This is a genomic window from Streptomyces abikoensis (assembly GCF_014648775.1).
GTDB lineage: Bacteria > Actinomycetota > Actinomycetes > Streptomycetales > Streptomycetaceae > Streptomyces > Streptomyces abikoensis.
Genome location: NZ_BMRT01000001.1, coordinates 1180486 through 1198820, shown reverse-complemented (window position 1 = coordinate 1198820; position 18335 = coordinate 1180486). Strand labels below are relative to the sequence as shown.

General features: G+C 74.6%; 15 protein-coding genes. 8 read left to right on the top strand and 7 right to left on the bottom strand.

Annotated features, from left to right (window positions below; translation table 11 throughout):
* The first annotated feature begins 220 nt into the window (after positions 1-220).
* Positions 221-781, top strand: a complete 561-nt coding sequence (locus IE096_RS05195; RefSeq protein ID WP_189448767.1) for a helix-turn-helix transcriptional regulator — start codon at positions 221-223, stop codon at positions 779-781.
* Positions 782-906: 125 nt separating this feature from the next.
* Here the strand turns inward: IE096_RS05195 and IE096_RS05190 are convergent, their stop codons facing one another.
* The 3 genes from IE096_RS05190 to IE096_RS05180 all read right to left on the bottom strand — a co-directional run bounded on the left by IE096_RS05190 (position 907) and on the right by IE096_RS05180 (position 4494).
* Entirely contained in the window at positions 907-1398 is a 492-nt protein-coding gene (locus IE096_RS05190) for a methylated-DNA--[protein]-cysteine S-methyltransferase (RefSeq protein WP_189448765.1), read from the bottom strand.
* Positions 1399-1400: 2 nt separating this feature from the next.
* Complete coding sequence (locus tag IE096_RS05185; protein ID WP_189448764.1) at positions 1401-2897, bottom strand: AlkA N-terminal domain-containing protein; 1497 nt, start codon at positions 2895-2897, stop codon at positions 1401-1403.
* A gap of 91 nt (positions 2898-2988) precedes the next feature.
* The gene (locus IE096_RS05180; protein WP_189448762.1) at positions 2989-4494 is read right to left on the bottom strand and encodes an IucA/IucC family protein; all 1506 of its coding nucleotides are present in this window, start codon (positions 4492-4494) and stop codon (positions 2989-2991) included.
* A 42-nt stretch (positions 4495-4536) separates the two neighbouring features.
* Between IE096_RS05180 and IE096_RS05175 the strand changes: the two genes are divergently transcribed.
* Complete coding sequence (locus tag IE096_RS05175) at positions 4537-6099, top strand: IucA/IucC family protein (protein ID WP_189448760.1); 1563 nt, start codon at positions 4537-4539, stop codon at positions 6097-6099.
* On the opposite strand, the gene IE096_RS05170 is transcribed toward IE096_RS05175, so the two are convergent.
* Entirely contained in the window at positions 6100-6912 is an 813-nt protein-coding gene (locus IE096_RS05170) for a hypothetical protein (protein WP_373298011.1), read from the bottom strand.
* A gap of 196 nt (positions 6913-7108) precedes the next feature.
* The gene (locus IE096_RS05165; RefSeq protein ID WP_189448758.1) at positions 7109-8791 is read right to left on the bottom strand and encodes a PucR family transcriptional regulator; all 1683 of its coding nucleotides are present in this window, start codon (positions 8789-8791) and stop codon (positions 7109-7111) included.
* Positions 8792-9021: 230 nt separating this feature from the next.
* Between IE096_RS05165 and IE096_RS05160 the strand changes: the two genes are divergently transcribed.
* From IE096_RS05160 to IE096_RS05140, 5 genes are all read left to right on the top strand, one after another.
* Positions 9022-9909, top strand: a complete 888-nt coding sequence (locus IE096_RS05160; protein WP_189448756.1) for an FAD binding domain-containing protein — start codon at positions 9022-9024, stop codon at positions 9907-9909.
* Positions 9900-10379: a (2Fe-2S)-binding protein gene (locus IE096_RS05155; protein WP_189448754.1), complete on the top strand. Its 480-nt coding sequence runs from the start codon at positions 9900-9902 to the stop codon at positions 10377-10379. The genes IE096_RS05160 and IE096_RS05155 overlap by 10 nt, the downstream gene beginning before the upstream one ends.
* Positions 10380-10383: 4 nt before the next feature.
* Complete coding sequence (gene pucD / locus IE096_RS05150; protein WP_189448752.1) at positions 10384-12762, top strand: xanthine dehydrogenase subunit D; 2379 nt, start codon at positions 10384-10386, stop codon at positions 12760-12762.
* A 190-nt stretch (positions 12763-12952) separates the two neighbouring features.
* Complete coding sequence (locus tag IE096_RS05145) at positions 12953-14413, top strand: NCS2 family permease (RefSeq protein WP_189448750.1); 1461 nt, start codon at positions 12953-12955, stop codon at positions 14411-14413.
* 11 nt (positions 14414-14424) lie between these two features.
* Positions 14425-15552 (top strand): XdhC family protein, encoded by a 1128-nt coding sequence (locus IE096_RS05140; protein WP_189448748.1) that lies wholly within the window; start codon positions 14425-14427, stop codon positions 15550-15552.
* 23 nt (positions 15553-15575) lie between these two features.
* Here IE096_RS05140 and IE096_RS05135 read toward each other — a convergent pair whose 3' ends face one another.
* Positions 15576-16145, bottom strand: a complete 570-nt coding sequence (locus IE096_RS05135) for a hypothetical protein (protein WP_189448746.1) — start codon at positions 16143-16145, stop codon at positions 15576-15578.
* A gap of 25 nt (positions 16146-16170) precedes the next feature.
* Complete coding sequence (locus IE096_RS05130) at positions 16171-16878, bottom strand: hypothetical protein (protein ID WP_189448745.1); 708 nt, start codon at positions 16876-16878, stop codon at positions 16171-16173.
* 384 nt (positions 16879-17262) lie between these two features.
* Here IE096_RS05130 and IE096_RS05125 point away from each other — a divergent pair, with 384 nt between their 5' ends.
* On the top strand, positions 17263-17937 hold the full coding sequence (locus IE096_RS05125) for a hypothetical protein (RefSeq protein ID WP_189448743.1): 675 nt from the start codon (positions 17263-17265) through the stop codon (positions 17935-17937).
* Positions 17938-18335 lie beyond the last annotated feature (398 nt).

The window sequence follows — 18335 nt, the reverse complement described above, 5'->3', positions numbered from 1 at the left end:
CCAGGGATGATGTCCCGAGCCATGACGCGGTCGCGGGGATGGGGAGGAAAGTCGCGTGCTCGGTTCCATGGATGTGGACGCCATACAACGGACGGCACCCGGGGAAAGTCCAGCGGAGCAGCCTGTCGGCGCGGGTGCGGCGGAGGTCGTGAGGGGTGCCGGGGCGGTCGCCCGGCGGCTGTCGGGGCTACGGCTGGGCGCGGTGGAAGAAGTGTGCGCCATGTTGACGGCCCGGGGAGGGGTGTTGACGGAGCGGGCCGGTGGTCCCGTTCCCGGGGAGCCGGGAGCGGTGGTCCACCGGACGGTCGTCGAGGGCGGCCCGCCGATGCCCGGCCCGTGCCGGGTGGTCGACCGAATACCCGCCGAACTCGTCATCGTGGACCGCAGGGTCGCGCTGCTGCCCCTCGCCTCGGGCGCCGACGGCACCGCCGCCCTGGTCGTCCACTCCGGCGCGCTGCTGGACTCGCTGATCGACCTGTTCGAGGACGCCTGGCACGACGGCCGCCCCCTCCGGCCGGGCGGTGGATCCGTCGGCGGGCCGCCCGAGGGGGCGAGGGAGCCCGACGCCACCGACCTGGAGGTGCTGTCCCTGCTGCTGGCGGGGCTGACGGACGCGAGCGTCGCCAAACAGCTCGGGCTGGGCCTGCGGACCGTCCAGCGCCGGGTGCGGCGGCTGATGGAGCTGGCAGGGGTGACCACCCGGCTCCAACTGGGCTGGCAGGCCGCCGAGCGCGGCTGGGGCCGGGGGCAGGGTGGGGCGGACGAGCCCTTCCGGGGCTGAGCGCCCCCTCACGTCACCCCATGCCCGTGGCTGAGCGATCCGTGCCGGGCAATCGGGCGGGTGGGTGGGGTAGAACCCGCGCCGAAGGCGCGGAAAACCCTACGGCCGGCAGCCGGAACACGCGGCTACGCTCCTTCGAGCTCCAGGAGCAGCCGCTTGCGGTCCAGTCCCCCCGCGTACCCCGTCAGGGACCCGTCCGCCCCGATCACCCGATGACACGGCCGGAGGATCAGCAGCGGATTGGCCCCGACGGCGCCGCCGATCGCGCGGACGGCCGCGCGCGGGGCCCCGATCCGGGCGGCGAGCTCGCCGTACGTCGTGGTGGCCCCGTACGGGATGGTGGCGAGCGCCTCCCACACCCTGCGCCGGAAGTCCGTGCCCTCGGCGGCGAGTTCGAGCTCGAACTCCTTGACGTGGCCCGCGAAGTACGCGCCGAGCTGGCGTTCGGCCTCCGCGAACGCGGCGGGGTCCGCGCGCCAGTCCGGGCCGACGGCCGGGGCGTTCTTCTGGCCGGGCACGGTGAGGGAGGCCAGGGCGGTGCCGCCGGGAGCCGTGGCGGAGGGCCGTCCGGTGAGCAGCAGCGGGCCCAGGGGGCTGGCGATGTGGGTGTAGAGCATGGTCAGGAGTCCTTCGGTGCGTTCCACAGGTGGTGGAGGGCGTACGAGCGCCAGGGGCGCCAGGTGTCGGCGTCGCCGGCCGTGGCGCCGAGGGCGGCGAGCCCGTGGCGTACTCCGGCGTCGCCCGGGAGGAAGACGTCGGGGTCGCCGAGGGCCCGCATGCGGATGTAGCCGGCGGTCCAGGGGCCGATGCCCGGCAGGGCGAGCAGGGCGCGTTCGGTGTCGTCGCGGTCCACGCCCGCGTCGAGGCGGACCGTGCCGTCCGCGAGGGCGGTCGCGAGGGTGCGCAGGGTCCGCCGGCGGGTGTCGGGCATGCCCAGTTCGGCGAGGTCGGCGGAGGCGAGGGTGGCGGCGTCGGGGAAGAGATGGGTGAGCCCGCCGTCCGGCGCGGCCAGCGGCTTCCCGTACGCGGCCACGAGCGTGCCCGCGAGCCGGGCGGCGGCCGGGACGGAGATCTGCTGGCCGAGGACGGCCCGTACGGCGAGTTCGTCGCCGTCGGCGGTGCCCGGGGAGCGGAGTCCGGGGCGGGCCTCGACCAGCGGGCGCAGCCGGGGGTCGGCGCCGAGCCGCTCGGCGACGGCGAAGGGGTCGGCGTCGAGGTCGAACAGGCGCCGGACGCGGTGGACGGCGGCGGCCGTGTCGCGGGGGTCGGTGAGGTGCAGCCGGCAGTCGAGCCAGTCGCCGTGCCGGCGGGTGCCCGCCGGGGCCGGCTCGTGGATCTCGGCGATGCCGGTGCCGTAGGGGAGGCGCAGGGTGCGGCGGTAGACCCGGGCGGCGGGGGTGGCGAGGACCTCCTCGATGCCGGTGATGGCGCGGCGCTGGAGGAAGTCGAAGACCTCGCGTGCGGCGTACGGGCCCCGGTGGGCGAGCCGCAGCGGGACGCCCGCGGGGCCGGCGCCGTCCTTGTGCCGCTGGGCGGGGCGGGCGCGCAGTTCGCTGGGGGTGCGGGCGTAGACGGCGCGGACGGTGTCGTTGAACTGCCGGACGCTGGCGAAACCGGCGGCGAAGGCGATCTCGGTGACCGGCAGGCCGGTGGTCTGGAGCAGCACCCGCGCGGTGTGGGCCCGCTGGGCCCGGGCGAGGGCGACCGGGCCCGCGCCCAGCTCCTCGGTGAGCTGCCGGTGCACCTGGCGGGAGCTGTAGCCGAGGCGCGCGGCGAGCCCGGTGACGCCCTCGCGGTCGACGACGCCGTCGCCGATCAGCCGCATGGCCCGGCCGACGAGGTCGGCGCGGATGTTCCACTCGGGCGACCCGGGCGCGGCGTCCGGCCGGCACCGGCGACAGGCCCGGAACCCGGCGCGCTGGGCGGCCGCCGCCGACGGATAGAAGCGGACATTGGCCCGCTTCGGCGTCACGGCGGGGCAGCTCGGCCGGCAGTAGATCCCGGTGGTGGTGACGGCGAGGTAGAACACCCCGTCGAAACGCGCGTCCCGGCTGGTCACGGCCTGGTAGCGGGTGTCGTCGTCGAGGGTGGCGGAGTGGTCCGCGGGGCGTTCCATGAGTCCAGTCTGCGGGAGTGCCCGCCGCCGGGCTGGCGGAAATCGGACACGGCCCTCGGGGCCCGTTTCCCCCGCCGGAGCCCGGAGGCGTTCACTCCTTTCCCTCGGCCATCGGGTTGGGCAGCAGCGCCCACTGTTCTCCTTCCGCCGACAGCCGCATCAGCGTGAGGGCCTTCACCGGCAGCTCCTCCGTGCGCAGCGCCCGAAGGTCCGGGCCCGGGGGAAGGCCCTGGGCGGCGGCTTCGAGGAGGGCGCCCAGGGCCGCGGTGTTCCCGGCCAGGGGGCCCAGCGCGCCCGTGATCAGACAGCCGAGGACCTTGCGGCGGAGGGCGGTGGGGTCGTCGTTGAGGAGCCGGCCGGTCAGCGGCGGTGCGGGGAAGCCGTGCCGGGTCAGCCGGGCCGGGCTGATCCGTATGTCGGCGAGGTCGCGGTAAACCAGCCGTAGGGGCCATCCGTCCGCGTCGACGACCGCGAGGAGGTTCTGGCCGTGGGCTTCCAGGGCCACCCCCAGGCGGAGCAGGTCCAGGCACACGCCGAGGGCCAGGCGCGCGAACGCGGTGATCCGCTCCGGCCGCTCGCGGGGCTTGTGGGAGGCGAAGTACCCGGGCAGCTCGGCCACGGGTATCACCTGTTCCCCCGTCCCGGCGTAGCCGTACGGCGATTCCCGCAGTATCGCCGCGAGGTCGGGTGTGCCCGCGCCCGCCGCCGTCAGCGTCCGCGCGATGTGCAGCCGGCCGTCCAGCCGGTCCGCTACGCGTTCGAGGACGTCCGACGTGGTCAGGGCGTGGTCCACCCCGTAGGCCGAGATGTCGCGGACCGCCGAGGTGAGCCGGGTGCTCAGCGCGGTCTTGACGTGCTGTCCCGTGTCGAGGGCGAGGGTCCGCAGGGACAGCAGCGGATGAGCCCGCGGCCCCGGCAACAGCGTCCGGTCGCCCAGGACGTGCTCGGCCTGCCAGGGGTGGACCGGGATCAGCACGGTGGCCCCGTCCCGTAATTCCGCGGGCCACGGGCCCCGTACCGTCGCTCCCGGCACGGGCGCGAGCCGCAGGCCCACCACGGGCCGGTGCTCGGGCGCGTAGGCCAGCTGCTCGGCCGCCGAGAAGCCGGGCCGCGAGCGGCAGCCCGGATGGTACGGATGGCCGTCCGGCGACCGCTGCTCCCACTCCCAGGGAACCGAAGGCACTGACGCCGGACGTCGGGCCGTCCGGGACAGGGCCATGGACGCGACGCTGTGATCGAGCTCGGCGGCCAGTCGCCCGCCGCCCGGTACGCCCAGGGCCGTCATCAGCCGGGCAGGATGGCCGTACGGGACGCCGTCCAGCTCCACGGCGGCGACCGCCGTCCCCGTCGCCCACGGGTCCGACGGCGGACCGTGCAGCCGTCGCCCGTCGACGAGCCCCAGCGTGACGCCGTCCCTCGTGGGGGAGCGGGTCGTGATCCAGGGCAGCGGTTCATGGACCAGCCCGCGCCACAGCCGCGCCAGCACCGCCGCCCGCGCCCCCGGCAGGGCGGCGAGGTAGGCGGACGCCGACTCCGGGCGAACGCGGTCCAGTTCCTCGGCAAGCTCCCGCTCGGCGGGTGTGTCGCACACGCGCATGTCCTACCGCAGGAGAACACACGACACACATACTGGTGGTCGATGAATGCCTTCGCCGAGGAAGCCGACGCACTGGCCGTGGTGCCCCTGCTCAACTGTCTGCTGAGGGAGGCATCCTCACCGGTCGGGGAACCGGTCGCCGGCCGGGCCGTCCACCGCCTGCGCGCCACCGGCAGGCTGCTGCGCGTCCGCACCGGCCACCGGCCCTCCGCACCCGAACTCCGAACCGGCGGCACCTGGCGCCCCCTGCGCCACCGCGGCCTCGTCGACCTCACCGTCCAGGAGATGCGCGCGGTCACCGGACGCTCCAACGCCCCCCTGGTCGCCGAGATGACCGCCGGCCGCGAGGCCGTCGAGGCCCTTCTGGCCGCCCGCGCTCGCGCCACCCCGGGTGACAGCCCGTGGCTGCGCTCCGAGCAGGCCCTGGTCATGGGCCACCCCTACCACCCGGCCCCCAAGGCCCGCAGCGGCGGCGGCCCGCCCCCCACCTGGCTGCGCTACGCGCCGGAGGCGTACGGCCGCTTCCCCCTCGTCCTGCTGGGCGTGCGCCAGGACGCGGTGCTCGACGGCGGCGACACCCGCGCCCTCGACGCCCTGGGCCAGGCCCCGCCCGGCCACCGGCTGTTACCCGTCCACCCCTGGCAACTCGACCTCACCCACCACCTGCCCGCCGTGCGCGCCGCCTTCGCCGAGGGCCGCCTCGTCCACCTCGGCCACACGCCCTGGGACGCCCGGGCCACGGCCTCGGTGCGCACCGTCCACGTCCCCGGCAGCCCCGAACGGCCCGGAGCGGACGGCGACTTGTTCCTGAAGTTCAGCCTGGAAGTGCAGATCACCAACGACGTCCGGCGGATCCGCCGGCACGAGCTGCGCCATGTGCGCCGCACCGACCCGCGGGTCACCGCGGCCTTCCGGGCCATGGACGGCCCGGCGGCGTGGCTGAGCGAACGCGGGCACCGCACGGTTCGCGGCCTGGAGGAGACGTTCCCCGTCATCGTCCGCGACGGCCTGGACCGCCATGTGGTGCCGGGCGCCACCGCCGTGCTGGCCGCGGCCCTCACCGAGGGCTTCGACGGCGACCCGCTCGACCGCCTCACAGACCCCCTGCCGTGGTGGTCGGCCTACCTGGACCGCGTCGTCCCGCCCGTGCTGGAGGCGTACGCCCGGTACGGCGTCGCGGTCGAGTGCCACCTGCAGAACACGCTGATCGCGGCCGGCCCGGACGGCATGCCCGTCCAGGCCGTCTTCCGCGACACCGAGGGCGCCAAGGCGATTCCCGCGACGTCCCGCGAGGCCGCCTGGGAGCGCGTGGTGTACTGCCTCGTCGTCAACAACCTCACCGAGATCGCGAACGTCCTCGCCCACCGCTTCCCCCGGGCCGCCGGGGCCCTGTGGCCCATGGCGAGGCGGGAGTTCCAGCGGTGCGACAAGGAACACGGCCTCCCGGAGACCGGGGCGCTGCTCGCCGCGCCGACGGTCCCGTGCAAGGCCAGCCTGCTCTCCCGCTGGATCGACGCGGACGGCACCGAGCCCCGCTACGTCCCCCTCCCCAACCCGCTGGCCGGGCCGGCGCCCGGCGGGGGCGACGGCCCGGGGACGCCGTGATCAGTGCCGGAGCCGCTCCGCGAGCCACCCCGGGACGCCCCCCAGCAGCCGCACCAGCCGGCGGGCCTCCTCCCGGAGCCGTTCCGCCTCCTCCGGGTCGGCCACGACCGCCGCGAGGGAGGCGAGGGCCGGGGCGATGCCGACGAGATAGCCGAGCTCCTCGCGGATCCGCAGCGACTCCGCGAAGCCGTGCCGGGCCGCCGCGAGATCGCCGTCGTGCTCGGCCATCGCCGCCACGTGGCGCCAGGTGAAGGAGAGCAGCAGGTGCTGCCCGTGGGCGGCGGCCCCCGCGTGCGCGCGCTGGAAGACGGCCGTGGCGTCGGAGGGGTTGCCGGACAGGTGCTGGGCGATCAGGCCCCGCCGGAAGTCCAGCAGCGGGCGGGTCGGCGAGTGCGGGGCCAGCAGGGCCGCCGCGCGGCCCAGCGCGGACCGCGCCTCGTCGGCCCGGTCCCGTACGCCCAGCAGGGTGGAGGCGTAGGCGAGGTGGCCGCGCTCGCACGCGGCCGCGCCGCGCTCCTCGTCGTCCGCGGCGAGGGCCTCGGCCTCGCGGAGCGCGGCCTCCGCCGGGGCCCAGCCCTCCGCCGTGAACAGGCATCGTTCGATCAGCACCGCCGTCCGCCGCAGCGCGACCCCCGGTTCGGTCGCGGCGCGGGGTGCGAGCAGCGCTGCCGCGTCGTCCCAGCAGGCCCGCGACCGCAGCCGCCAGACGGCGCGTTCGAGGGGGTCGTCCCCCTGGAAGTGCTCCCCCGGTACGGGTTCCCCCTGGGCGGGTTCCCCCTGGACGTGTGGCTCCGACAACCCAGAATTCCGCATGGCGGTCTCCGCCACAGTGCCCTCCCCAAGCGCGCCGTCGAGCTGGAAGCCTGCCTCGATCACAGCACGGCGAACCACGCGCGGCCAAGGGTCAGGTGTGAACCAATTCACAAACTCCCGGCCCGAAGGCTACCCAAGAAGATCGGCTTCATGAGCGTCCGTCCGCTCATCCGGGCGACTCGCGAGAGGGGGGACCTCAGCTCATGCGCAGCGCCAGGAAGAAGTCCAGCTTGTCCTCCAGGCGGGACAGGTCGCGCCCCGTCAGCTGCTCGATGCGCCCCACCCGGTACCGCAGCGTGTTCACGTGGAGGTGGAGCCGCGTCGCGCAGCGCGTCCAGGAGCCGTCGCAGTCGAGGAAGGCCTCCAGCGTCGGGATGAGCTCGGCGCGGTGACGCCGGTCGTAGTCGCGCAGGGGGTCCAGCAGCCGGGCCGTGAAGGCGCGGCGCACGTCGTCCGGGACGAACGGCAGCAGCAGCACGTGCGAGGCCAGCTCCTGGTGACCGGCGGCGCACACCCGGCCCGGGCGCGCGGCGGCGACGCGGCGGGCGTGCCGGGCCTCCTCCAGCGCGCCGCGCAGCCCCTCCGCCGAGTGGACGGCGGCGCTGACGCCGAAGGTGAGCCGACCGTCGCCGTCGAGCCCGCGCTCCAGCGGCTCGCGGACGGCGGCGAGCAGCGCGTCGGCGTGGAGGCCCGCGCCGGTCAGCGGCTCGTCGGGCCCGGTGACCACGCCGGGCAGCGGCACCAGCGCGACCGCCTCATCACCCGTGTGGGCGACGGCGATCCGGTCGGTGGGCTCGGGGCCGGCACTCTCCTGGTCGACCAGGACCTCCTCCAGCAGCGCCTGCGCCACCGGGCCGCCGGGGACGTCGCCGCCCTCCCACTCCACCCGGGCCACGACGACCTGCCAGTGCGGGGCGGTGCCCAGGCCGGGCAGCAGCACCGGGGCCGCCACCCGCAGCCGGGCCGCGATCTCGGCGGGCGCGGCGCCCGCCTGGACCAGCTCCAGCACCTCCTGGGCGAGGCGGCGGCGCACCGTGCGGGCCGCGTCGCGGCGGTCCCGCTCGACGGCGATCAGCTGGGTGACGCCGTGGAGCAGGTCCAGGCGCTCCGCCGGCCAGTCGCCCGCGTCGGCCTCGACGGCCAGCAGCCAGTCCGACAGGACGGTCTCGCGCACGTCGGCCGCCGACACCGCGCGGGCGGTGTTGCCCACGGGGAACAGGGAGTACGTGCTGCCGCCGGTGGTCACCCGGTGCGGGCCGCGCCGGCCGGTGCGCGAGGCGGCCAGGTGCTCGCCCGCGAGGACGGCGCCCGTCTCGGGCGACAGTCCGGGGCCCGCCTCCGCCGGCGCGGAGCCGGCGATCCGGCGGCCGGTGGGGGAGAGCACCCAGGCGCGCAGGTCCAGGTCGGTGCCGAGCAGGTCGAGGACGACCTCGGGGCCGCCGCCCGCCGGGCCGCCCGTCATCAGCCGCCGGTGGCGGTCGACGACGGCCGCCAGGTCCCCGGCGCGCTCGCTGGAGACCTGCCGGACGACGTGCTCGGTGATCGAGGCGAAGGAGACCGTCTCGTCCACGGAGAACAGCGGCATCCGGTGCCGGGCGCAGGCGGCGATCAGGTCGTCGGGGGTCGAGGCGATCTCCGCCTCGCCCGCCGCCAGCCCGGCCACTCCGGCGGCCGTGAGGATCCGGACGAACCGCTCGGAGTCCTCCGGCTCGCGCCGCCAGGCCAGGCCGGTGAGCACCAGCTCCCCGCCCGACAGATAGCGGCTGGGGTCACGGAGGTCCGTGGTCATCACGCCGCGCACGGTGCGGTCCAGCTCGTCCTCGCCGCCGAGCAGCCGAAGGCCCAGCGCGTCCGTCTCCAGCAGTGCGCGCAGCCGCATCCTCGTCGCCGCCGATCTGTCCTCAGGTAACCCGTGGAATGCAGTGAGGTTTCTGCATCCCGTCTTTCGTTCGAATCTACAAGACATGGGGCCTGGCCAGCCAACCAGCTTCATGGTTTCGGTGACTGCACCGGCCCGGTCACGCGTCGCTGTACTGGCGGTGCGCCGCGTGAACAGCACATGAAGCCGGTCCGAGCTCCCCTCGCAGCCCTCTCGAGAAGAGACCCCCCATGGACTTCCTGCGCCCCGCCGCCTGGGAGGAAGCGCTGGCCGCCAAGGCCGCGCACCCCACGGCCGTGCCCATCGCGGGCGGCACGGACGTGATGGTCGAGATCAACTTCGACCACCGGCGTCCGGCACACCTCCTGGACCTCACCCGGATAGGTGAACTCCACGAGTGGGACGAGGACGGCCCCGACATCCGTCTCGGCGCCGCCGTCCCCTACGCCCGCATCCTCGACGAGCTCCGCACGCCGCTGCCCGGCCTCGCCCTCGCCGCCCACACCGTCGGCTCCCCGCAGATCCGCAACCGGGGCAGCGTCGGCGGCAACCTCGGCGCCGCGTCCCCGGCCGGCGACAGCCACCCCCCGCTGCTCGCGGCCGGTGCCGTGGTGGAGGCGGAGTCGGTGCGCGGCACCCGGCTGATACCGGTCGAGGAGTTCTACACCGGCGTCAAACGCAACGCCCTCGCCCCCGACGAGCTCATCCGCGCCGTCCGCGTCCGCAAGGCCACCGGGCCGCAGCAGTTCTCCAAGGTCGGCACCCGCAACGCCATGGTCATCGCCGTCTGCGCCCTCGGCATCGCCCTCCACCCCGACAGCCGTACGGTCCGCACCGGCATCGGCTCGGCGGCGCCCACTCCGGTGCGCGCCCGGGCCGCCGAGGACTTCCTCGCCTCCGTCCTGGACGAGGAGGGCCTCTGGGAGTCGGGGCGACCCATCGCCCCGTCCGCCGTACGGCAGTTCGCCGAGCTGTGCTCGGGCGCCTGCAACCCGATCGACGACGTGCGCGGCAGCGCCCGCTACCGCCGGCACGCGGTCGGCGTCATGGCCCGCCGCACCCTCGGCTGGGTGTGGCAGACGTACACGAGGGGCGAGGGGGAAGCGCGATGCGCGTGACGTTCACCGTCAACGGCCGTACCCAGCGGGCCGACGACGTCTGGGAGGGCGAGTCCCTCCTGTACGTGCTGCGCGAACGGCTCGGCCTGGCGGGCTCCAAGAACGCCTGCGAACAAGGCGAATGCGGCTCCTGCACGGTACGCCTCGACGGCGTCCCCGTGTGCGCGTGCCTCGTGGCGGCGGGCCAGGCCGAGGGCCGGGAGGTCGAGACCGTCGAGGGCCTCGCCGACCGGGCGACCGGCGAACTCTCCGTCGTCCAGCAGGCGTTCGTCGACTCCGGCGCCGTCCAGTGCGGCTTCTGCACCCCCGGGCTCCTCGTCGCCGCCGACGACCTGCTCAGGCAGCGCCCCGACCCCTCCGACGCCGACATCCGCGAAGCCCTCTCCGGCAACCTCTGCCGCTGCACCGGATACGAGAAGATCCTCGACGCCGTCCGTCTCGCGGCGGCCCGCACCGGAGAGGCGGACTGACCCGATGCGCGACCTCACCCCCACCGGGCTCACCCAGGCGAGCGGCATCAAGGGCGGCATCGGCGAGTCCACCCTCCGCCCCGACGGCACCCTCAAGGTCACCGGCGAATTCGCCTACGCCTCCGACCTGTGGCACGAGGACATGCTCTGGGGCGTCACGCTCCGCAGCCCGCACGCCCACGCCCGCATCCGCTCCCTCGGCGTCGCCGAGGCCCTCGCCACCCCGGGCGTCCACGCCGTCCTCACCCACGCCGACCTGCCCGCCGCCACCCGCTACGGGCTGGAGATCGAGGACACCCCCGTCCTCGCCGACGGCGTCGTCCGCCACCACGGCGAGCCCGTCGCGCTCGTCGCCGCCGACCACCCCGAGACCGCCCGCCGCGCCGCCGCGAAGATCCACGTCGACTACGAGACCCTGCCCGTCATCACCGACGAGGCGAGCGCCACCGCCCCCGGCGCCCCCGTCCTCCACCCCGGCCGCACCGACGAGCACGCCCCCCACGTCCCCCACCCCAACATCGTCCACCGCCAGCCGATCGTGCGCGGCGATGTCTCCGCCGTGAAGGACCGCGCCGACGTGATCGTCACCGGCGAGTACGAAGTCGGCATGCAGGACCAGGCGTTCCTCGGACCCGAGTCCGGGCTCGCCGTCCCCGCCGAGGACGGCGGCGTCGACCTCTACATCGCCACCCAGTGGCTCCACGCCGACCTCCGCCAGATCGCCCCCGTCCTCGGCCTGCCCGAGGACAAGGTCCGCATGACCCTCTCCGGCGTCGGCGGCGCCTTCGGCGGCCGCGAGGACCTGTCCATGCAGGCCCACGCCTGCCTGCTCGCGCTGCGCACCGGCCGGCCCGTGAAGATGGTCTACAACCGCTTCGAGTCCTTCTTCGGCCACGTCCACCGCCACCCCGCGAAGCTCCGCTACGAGCACGGGGCGACCCGCGACGGCGACCTCCTCTACGTGACGGCCCGCATCGTGCTGGACGGCGGCGCCTACGCCTCGTCCTCCCCGGCCGTCGTCGGCAACGCCGCCTCCCTGGCCGTGGGCCCGTACGTCGTCGACCACGTCGACGTCGAGGCGATCGCCCTCTACACCAACAACCCGCCCTGCGGGGCGATGCGCGGCTTCGGCGCGGTGCAGGCGTGCTTCGCCTACGAGGCGCAGATGGACAAGCTCGCGGCCGCCCTGGGCATGGACCCGGTCGAGTTCCGCCGCCGCAACGCCATGGCGCAAGGCGCGGTGATGCCGACCGGGCAGGTCGTCGACTCGCCCGCGCCCGTCGCCGAACTGCTGCGGCGCGTCAAGGCGATGCCGCTGCCGCCGGCCCGTCAGTGGGAGTCGGCGGGCGGCGCGGCGGACGTCCGGGCGCTGCCGGGCGGCCTGTCGAACACGACCCACGGCGAATCGGTCGTCCGGGGCGTCGGCTACGCGGTCGGCATCAAGAACGTCGGCTTCTCCGAGGGCTTCGACGACTACTCCACCGCCCGCGTGCGGCTGGAGGCGGTGGGCGGCGAGGCCGTGGCCACCGTGCACACCGCGATGGCCGAGGTGGGCCAGGGCGGGGTCACCGTCCACGCCCAGATCGCCCGCACCGAGCTCGGCGTCGCCCGGGTGACGATCCACCCCGCCGACACCCGCGTCGGCTCCGCCGGCTCCACCTCCGCCTCCCGGCAGACGTACGTCACCGGCGGCGCGGTCAAGCACGTCTGCGAGCTGGTGCGGGAGAAGGTCCTGGAGCTGGCCCGGGCCCGCTTCGGCACCTACCACCCGGCGTGGGCCACCGCCGAACTCCTGCTGGAGGACGGCAAGGTGGTCACCGACGGCGGCGAGGTCCTCGCCACGCTCGTGGACGTCCTGGAGGGCGAGGCCGTCGAGGCCGAGGACGAGTGGCGGCACCGCCCCACCCGGCCCTTCGACCGGCGCACCGGGCAGGGCTTCGGGCACGTCCAGTACTCCTTCGCCGCCCACCGGGCGGTCGTGGAGGTCGACACCGAGCTGGGCCTGGTCAAGGTCGTGGAGCTGGCCTGCGCCCAGGACGTCGGCAAGGCCCTCAACCCGCTGTCCGTGACCGGCCAGATCCAGGGCGGTACGACGCAGGGGCTGGGCCTCGCGGTCATGGAGGAGATCGTCGTCGACCCGGTGACCGCGAAGGTCCGCAACCCCTCCTTCACCGACTACCTCATCCCCACCATCCTCGACACCCCGGCCATACCGGTCGACGTCCTCGAACTCGCCGACGACCACGCCCCGTACGGCCTGCGCGGCGTGGGGGAGGCCCCCACCCTCTCCTCGACGCCGGCCGTCGTGGCGGCGATCCGGCAGGCCACGGGCCTGGCCCTGACCCGCGTCCCGGTCCGCCCGGAACACCTGACCGGCACCTGAACGCTTCGCTGGACGCGTTCCGCGGGACGTGCGCTCCGTCACCTGCGGGCCGGCTGTGGCTGGTCGCGCCCACGCGGCGGAGCCGCACAAGGCAAGCAGTCCCGCGCCCCTCAGGGGCGCGACCCCCGTCGTCTCGGGCCGTCCCCCGGGTCGTGCAGCCCCCACCGGAATCTGGACTGGAGCAGGCACCATGACCCATGCACCCGTGCGGCCCGGGACCTCGGCGGAGGACGCGGGCGCGGGCTCGCGTCCGCCCGCCGGACGGTCCCCGCTCGACCGCTACTTCCACATCTCCGAACGCGGCTCGACGCTCGCCCGTGAAGTGCGCGGCGGCGTCACCACGTTCATGGCGATGAGCTACATCCTCCTGCTCAACCCGCTGATCCTCTCCGGCCCGGACGCCGGGCGGCACACTCTCGCCCGGACGGGCCTGATCACCGCGACGGCCTTCGCGGCAGCGCTGTCCACCCTGCTGATGGGACTGATCGGCAGGGTTCCGCTGGCACTCGCGGCCGGCCTCGGCGTCTCCGGGGTGCTCTCCACCCAGGTCGCGCCCCAGCTGACCTGGCCGCAGGCCATGGGCATGTGCGTGATCTACGGCGTCGTCATCATGCTGCTCGTCCTCACCGGGCTTCGCGAACGCGTCATGAACGCCATCCCGCTGGAGCTCAAGCACGCCATCACCATGGGCATCGGGATGTTCATCGCCCTGATCGGCCTGGTCAAGGCCGGTTTCGTGCACGCCGCGAAGGCCGGGGGACCGGTCACCCTCGGCCCGGCGGGCGAGCTGGCCGGCTGGCCGGTGCTGCTCTTCTGCGTCACCCTGCTGCTGATCTTCATGCTCCAGGCGCGCGACGTGCCCGGCGCGATCCTCATCGGCATCGTCGCCGGCACCGCGCTCGCCGTCGTCGTGAACGCGGCCTTCGGCCTCGACCCCCGCACCTGGCAGAACGGCGCCCCGAAACTCACCGGAGGCGCCGTCTCCATGCCCGACTTCTCGCTGTTCGGCCAGGTCGAGTTCGGCGGCTGGGAGAAGGTCGGCGGGGTGACCGTGGGAATGATCGTCTTCACGCTGGTGCTGGCCGGGTTCTTCGACGCCATGGCCACGATCATCGGCGTGGGCACCGAGGCCGGACTCGCCGACGAGCGCGGCCGGATGCCCGGCCTGAGCCGGGCCCTACTGGTCGACGGCGCGGGCGGCGCGATCGGCGGAGTGGCCGGGGCCTCGGGCCAGACGGTCTTCGTCGAGTCGGCGACGGGCGTGGGCGAGGGCGCCCGCACGGGCCTGTCGTCCGTCGTCACCGGGCTGTTCTTCACGGCGTGCCTGTTCTTCACGCCCCTGACGAGGATCGTCCCCGGCGAGATCGCGGCGGCGGCGCTCGTCGTCATCGGCGCGATGATGATGAGCCACGCCCGCCACATCGACTGGACGGACCGGGCGGTCGCCATCCCGGTCTTCCTGACGGTCGCGCTCATGCCGTTCACGTACTCCATCACCGTGGGCGTCGGCGGCGGCGTCATCGCCCACACCGTCATCAAGGCCGGGCAGGGCCGCTGGCGCGAACCGGGCCTGTTCATGTGGGTGCTGACCCTGGTCTTCGCGGGCTACTTCGCCCTGCACCCGATCGAGCAGTGGCTCGGCGTGAAGTAGGGGGTTCTGTCGTGCTGGACATCGCGGGTGAGTTGCACCGGTGGTGCGCGGAGGGCCGTGACTTCGCGGTGGCCACGGTGGTGGCCGTCCGGGGCAGCGCGCCCCGCCCGCCGGGCGCGGCCCTCGCCGTCGACGCCGGGGGCACGGCCGTCGGCTCGGTCTCCGGTGGGTGTGTGGAGGGCGCGGTGTACGAGCTGTGCCGCGAGGCCCTGCGCACGGGAGAGCCGGTGCTGGAACGGTTCGGCTACTCGGACGAGGACGCCTTCGCCGTCGGCCTGATGTGCGGCGGGGAGATCGACGTGCTGGTGACCCCGGTACGTCGCCACCCGGAGCTGGCCGCGGCGCTCTCCGCCGCCGCGCGCGGCGAGGCGCTGGCGCTGGCCCGGGTGGTGGCGGGCCCGCCCGGCACGCCGGGCCGCGCCCTGCTCGTCCGGCCGGACGGCACGGCCGAGGGCGGCCTGGGCGGCGGCCCCGCGCTCGACGCGACGGCGGCCCGGGAGGCGCTGGCCCTGCTGGACGCGGGCCGTACCGCCCCGGTCGACGTCGGCGCGGACGGCTCGCGCTGCGGGGAGCCGGTACGTCTCCTGGTCGAGTGCAGCGTGCCGCCGCCCCGGATGCTGGTCTTCGGCGCGATCGACTTCGCGGCGGCGCTGGTGCGGGCGGGCAAGTTCCTCGGCTACCACGTGAGCGTGTGCGACGCCCGGCCCGTCTTCGCGACGGCGCAGCGCTTCCCGGAGGCGGACGAGGTCGTGGTCGACTGGCCGCACCGGTATCTGGACCGGGTGGCGGTGGACGCCCGTACGGTCGTGTGCGTCCTGACGCACGACGCGAAGTTCGACGTGCCGCTGCTGGAACGGGCGTTGCGGCTGCCGGTGGCGTACGTGGGCGCGATGGGCTCGCGGCGTACGCACGAGGCGCGGCTGGGGCGGCTGAGGGAGGTGGGGCTGTCGGAGAGGGAGCTGTGCCGCTTGCGCTCGCCGATCGGGCTCGACCTCGGGGCGCGGACGCCGGAGGAGACGGCGCTCTCCATCGCAGCGGAAATCATCGCGCTGCGACGCGGGGGATCGGGGATTCCGCTGGCGGGAGGAGGGGTTCCGATCCACCACGACGCGGCCGTCGAGCCGGCGGGGGCTCGGTGACGGGGGAGGCGGGCCCCGGTGCGTCAGTCGGGCAGCCGGAGCGGCACCACGCGCACCGGTCCGGCGCCGGCCGCCTGCGCGGCGATGGCGTAGGGGATACCGATGACGTCCTCGCAGTCCCCCAGCCGGAAGACGACGCTCAGCTCGTCCCCCCGGCCGGGGCGCCCGACGCCGACGGTGATGTCCTCGGCGCCGGCGGTTTCGTCGGCACGTACGGACAGCAGACGGACCGGCTCCTCGGTGTACGCGAACCACGCGTCGCTCGCGCCGCTCAACTCCTCCAGCAGCCAGGCGTACTTGAGCCGGAACGGGTCGCTCGCGCCGGGGGTGGGGTAGTCCGTGTCCGTCCCGGACACGGCCAGCAGGTCCCGGAGGGCCTGCGTGTCCGCCTCCGGATCGGGGGTGACCGTCGTACGGCTCCCGTCCGGCCACACGGCGGTGACGGTGGGAGCCTCGCCGGTCAGCTCGACGGCGGCCAGCAGCGGCCCGGAGGCCGCGCCGGCACGCTGGATCGCGGCGAGGCCGGCGAGCAGGGGCGCCCACCACTCCGCCCCCGGCCAGCGGCGGGACGGTCGTACCGGTCGGGCGCCCATGCCGTACCCCTCTCGACCTCTGGGGTCAGATGTTGATCGCCTGCCGCACCCAGTCGGGGCACCGGCCCGGCGTGTTCTCACAGTAGGCGGTGACCACGCCGAACGGCTTGTTGTCCCGCAACGTGCGGAAGTTCACCACGGCGTCGACGGCCTTCACGTCCACGACACGGCACGTGCGGAAGATCCACCAGCCGCTGCACTTCACGTGCAGCACGTCGGTGACGTAGATGTAGCTCGTCCCGCCCTGCTGCTTCTTCCCGCCCGTGGGACGCGGGTACTTGGTGGTGGCCTTGACGGCGGCCAGGCTGAGGTTGTGCTTCTGGTCCACCTTCGTCAGGCCGAAGCCGTAGTCGCCGCCGGGCCACTTGCCCTGGCGCATCGTGGTGTCCCAGCCGTCCTTGTCCTTCCACTCGCCCACGATGCTGTAGGCGGGGTCGGGTGCGGCGGGGGCGGCGGAGGCGGCGGGTGCGGCCTTCTCTGCGGTGTCGGCCGCCCCGGACGTCCGGCCCTCGGCCAGCCGGTTCACGGCCTTCTGCTCGACCCCGTACCGCGCCAGGTCGCGCAGCTGGAAGGTGCCGGTACGCGGGATGGCGGACTTCGCGTCGATGACGGAGAAGGACATGTCGCCCTTGCCGGCCGGTCCTTCGTCCGCCTGGGCGGCGGTGGGTGCCAGGGCTATCGCGCAGGCGGTCATCACCACGGCGGACGCGACGGCACTTCGGAGTGGTTGCATCTCGTTTTCCCCCTCGTGCGGAGCTGCCACAGGACGTGCTCCGGAGCGCAGGCGACGTTACGAGCCGACAGCTGCCCTGGCCAGCCGCACGGGCCCGAACAAGTCGCTCCGGCAACGGTGGTGGCGCGCGGAGCGAAGCGGGGCGCTCACCGGGGGATTCGCGCGCCGGTCCACCGGTGGGGCGACGGCCTCCGGATGCGGGCGGGGTGTGGAGGCGCGGCGGAGGGGCGGGCTAAGGCCGCATGTAACGGCGATTTATGGCCATGGTTGTGGCGCGGAGTGATGGATGTTCGACTGTGGCCGAAACCTCACCATGGGTGGCCGGAGATGTTCTCCTACGCTGAGCGGCGTCGCGTGATCGGTTGTACGGGGGAGGGGCGAGCGATGCCCAAGTGGGCCATGGGGTGCGTGCGGGTGGTGGTTCTGGCGGTCGCCGTCCTCGGCCTCGCCCACGCCCCGTCGTGGGTGGAGGACGCGTACCGGGACCGGGCGGCGTACGAACGGGCGTCCCAGTGCCCCGCCGGCCGCCCGGCCGGAGCCGATTGCTTCGAGCAGGTGAAGGGCGAAGTCGTCGGCATGGCCACCAGGGGCTGCCCCGGCGACGGCTGCCCGCCCCAAGAGCAACGACTCCACGTCCGCTACGGGAGTGACACCGTCTGGCTGACGGTGAACGGCGGCACGTACGACGCCGCCCGGCGGGGCACCCCGGCCGACGTCCGCCTGTGGCACGGCACGGTGACCCGGGTGACGGTCCGGGGCCACACCACCGACTTCCTCCCGTCCGCCGGGAGTTCACTGCTGTGGCGCCTGGCGGGCGTGTGGCTCCTCGCGGGGGTGGCGATATGCGCGCTGATCGCTTCCCACCGCCGGACCCTGGCCTTCCTGGGCGGTGCCTGGCTACTGCTGACCGCACCGTTCGTCGTGATCGTGGACACGTCCCTGGTGGGCGAGCTGGGCGTGGTGGACGTGATCCTCGCGCTCGTGCTGGCGGTGCCGGGCGTCATCGTGGGCGTCGTCGGATCGCGCCGCTCCGCCCGTCGCCGTGATGCCCATTCGTGATCGGACGGACGATCGTGGAGCGGCGCCTCGCGCCACCGGGCCTCCGGAGGGGCGGACGGCGGCGCTCCGCCGCCCCGGCGGGCTTTGCGCGCCCATTGCCCGGGCATGGTCGCCCTCTGGGGCACCTGTGGCATGCTGGGTGCCGAAGGTGCTGCCGCTTCGGCCTGCGTCCACGTGGGTGTCGGCGGCACCCGCGCTGTCCGTACGAGCGAGGAGGTGATCGGGATGACCAGTCGGAGTCCCGAGGGAAGTCCTCGCCACAGCGCATCTCTCCCGCGCGCGGCTCGTTGACGCGGTATTTCCGCTGACACGTAGGCCGTTCGCTCCCCGCTGTCGCGTGTGACTCCCCCTCTCCATCGGCCCTTGTCGGCCTTTTTCTTCACCTGAACCCGCGGACA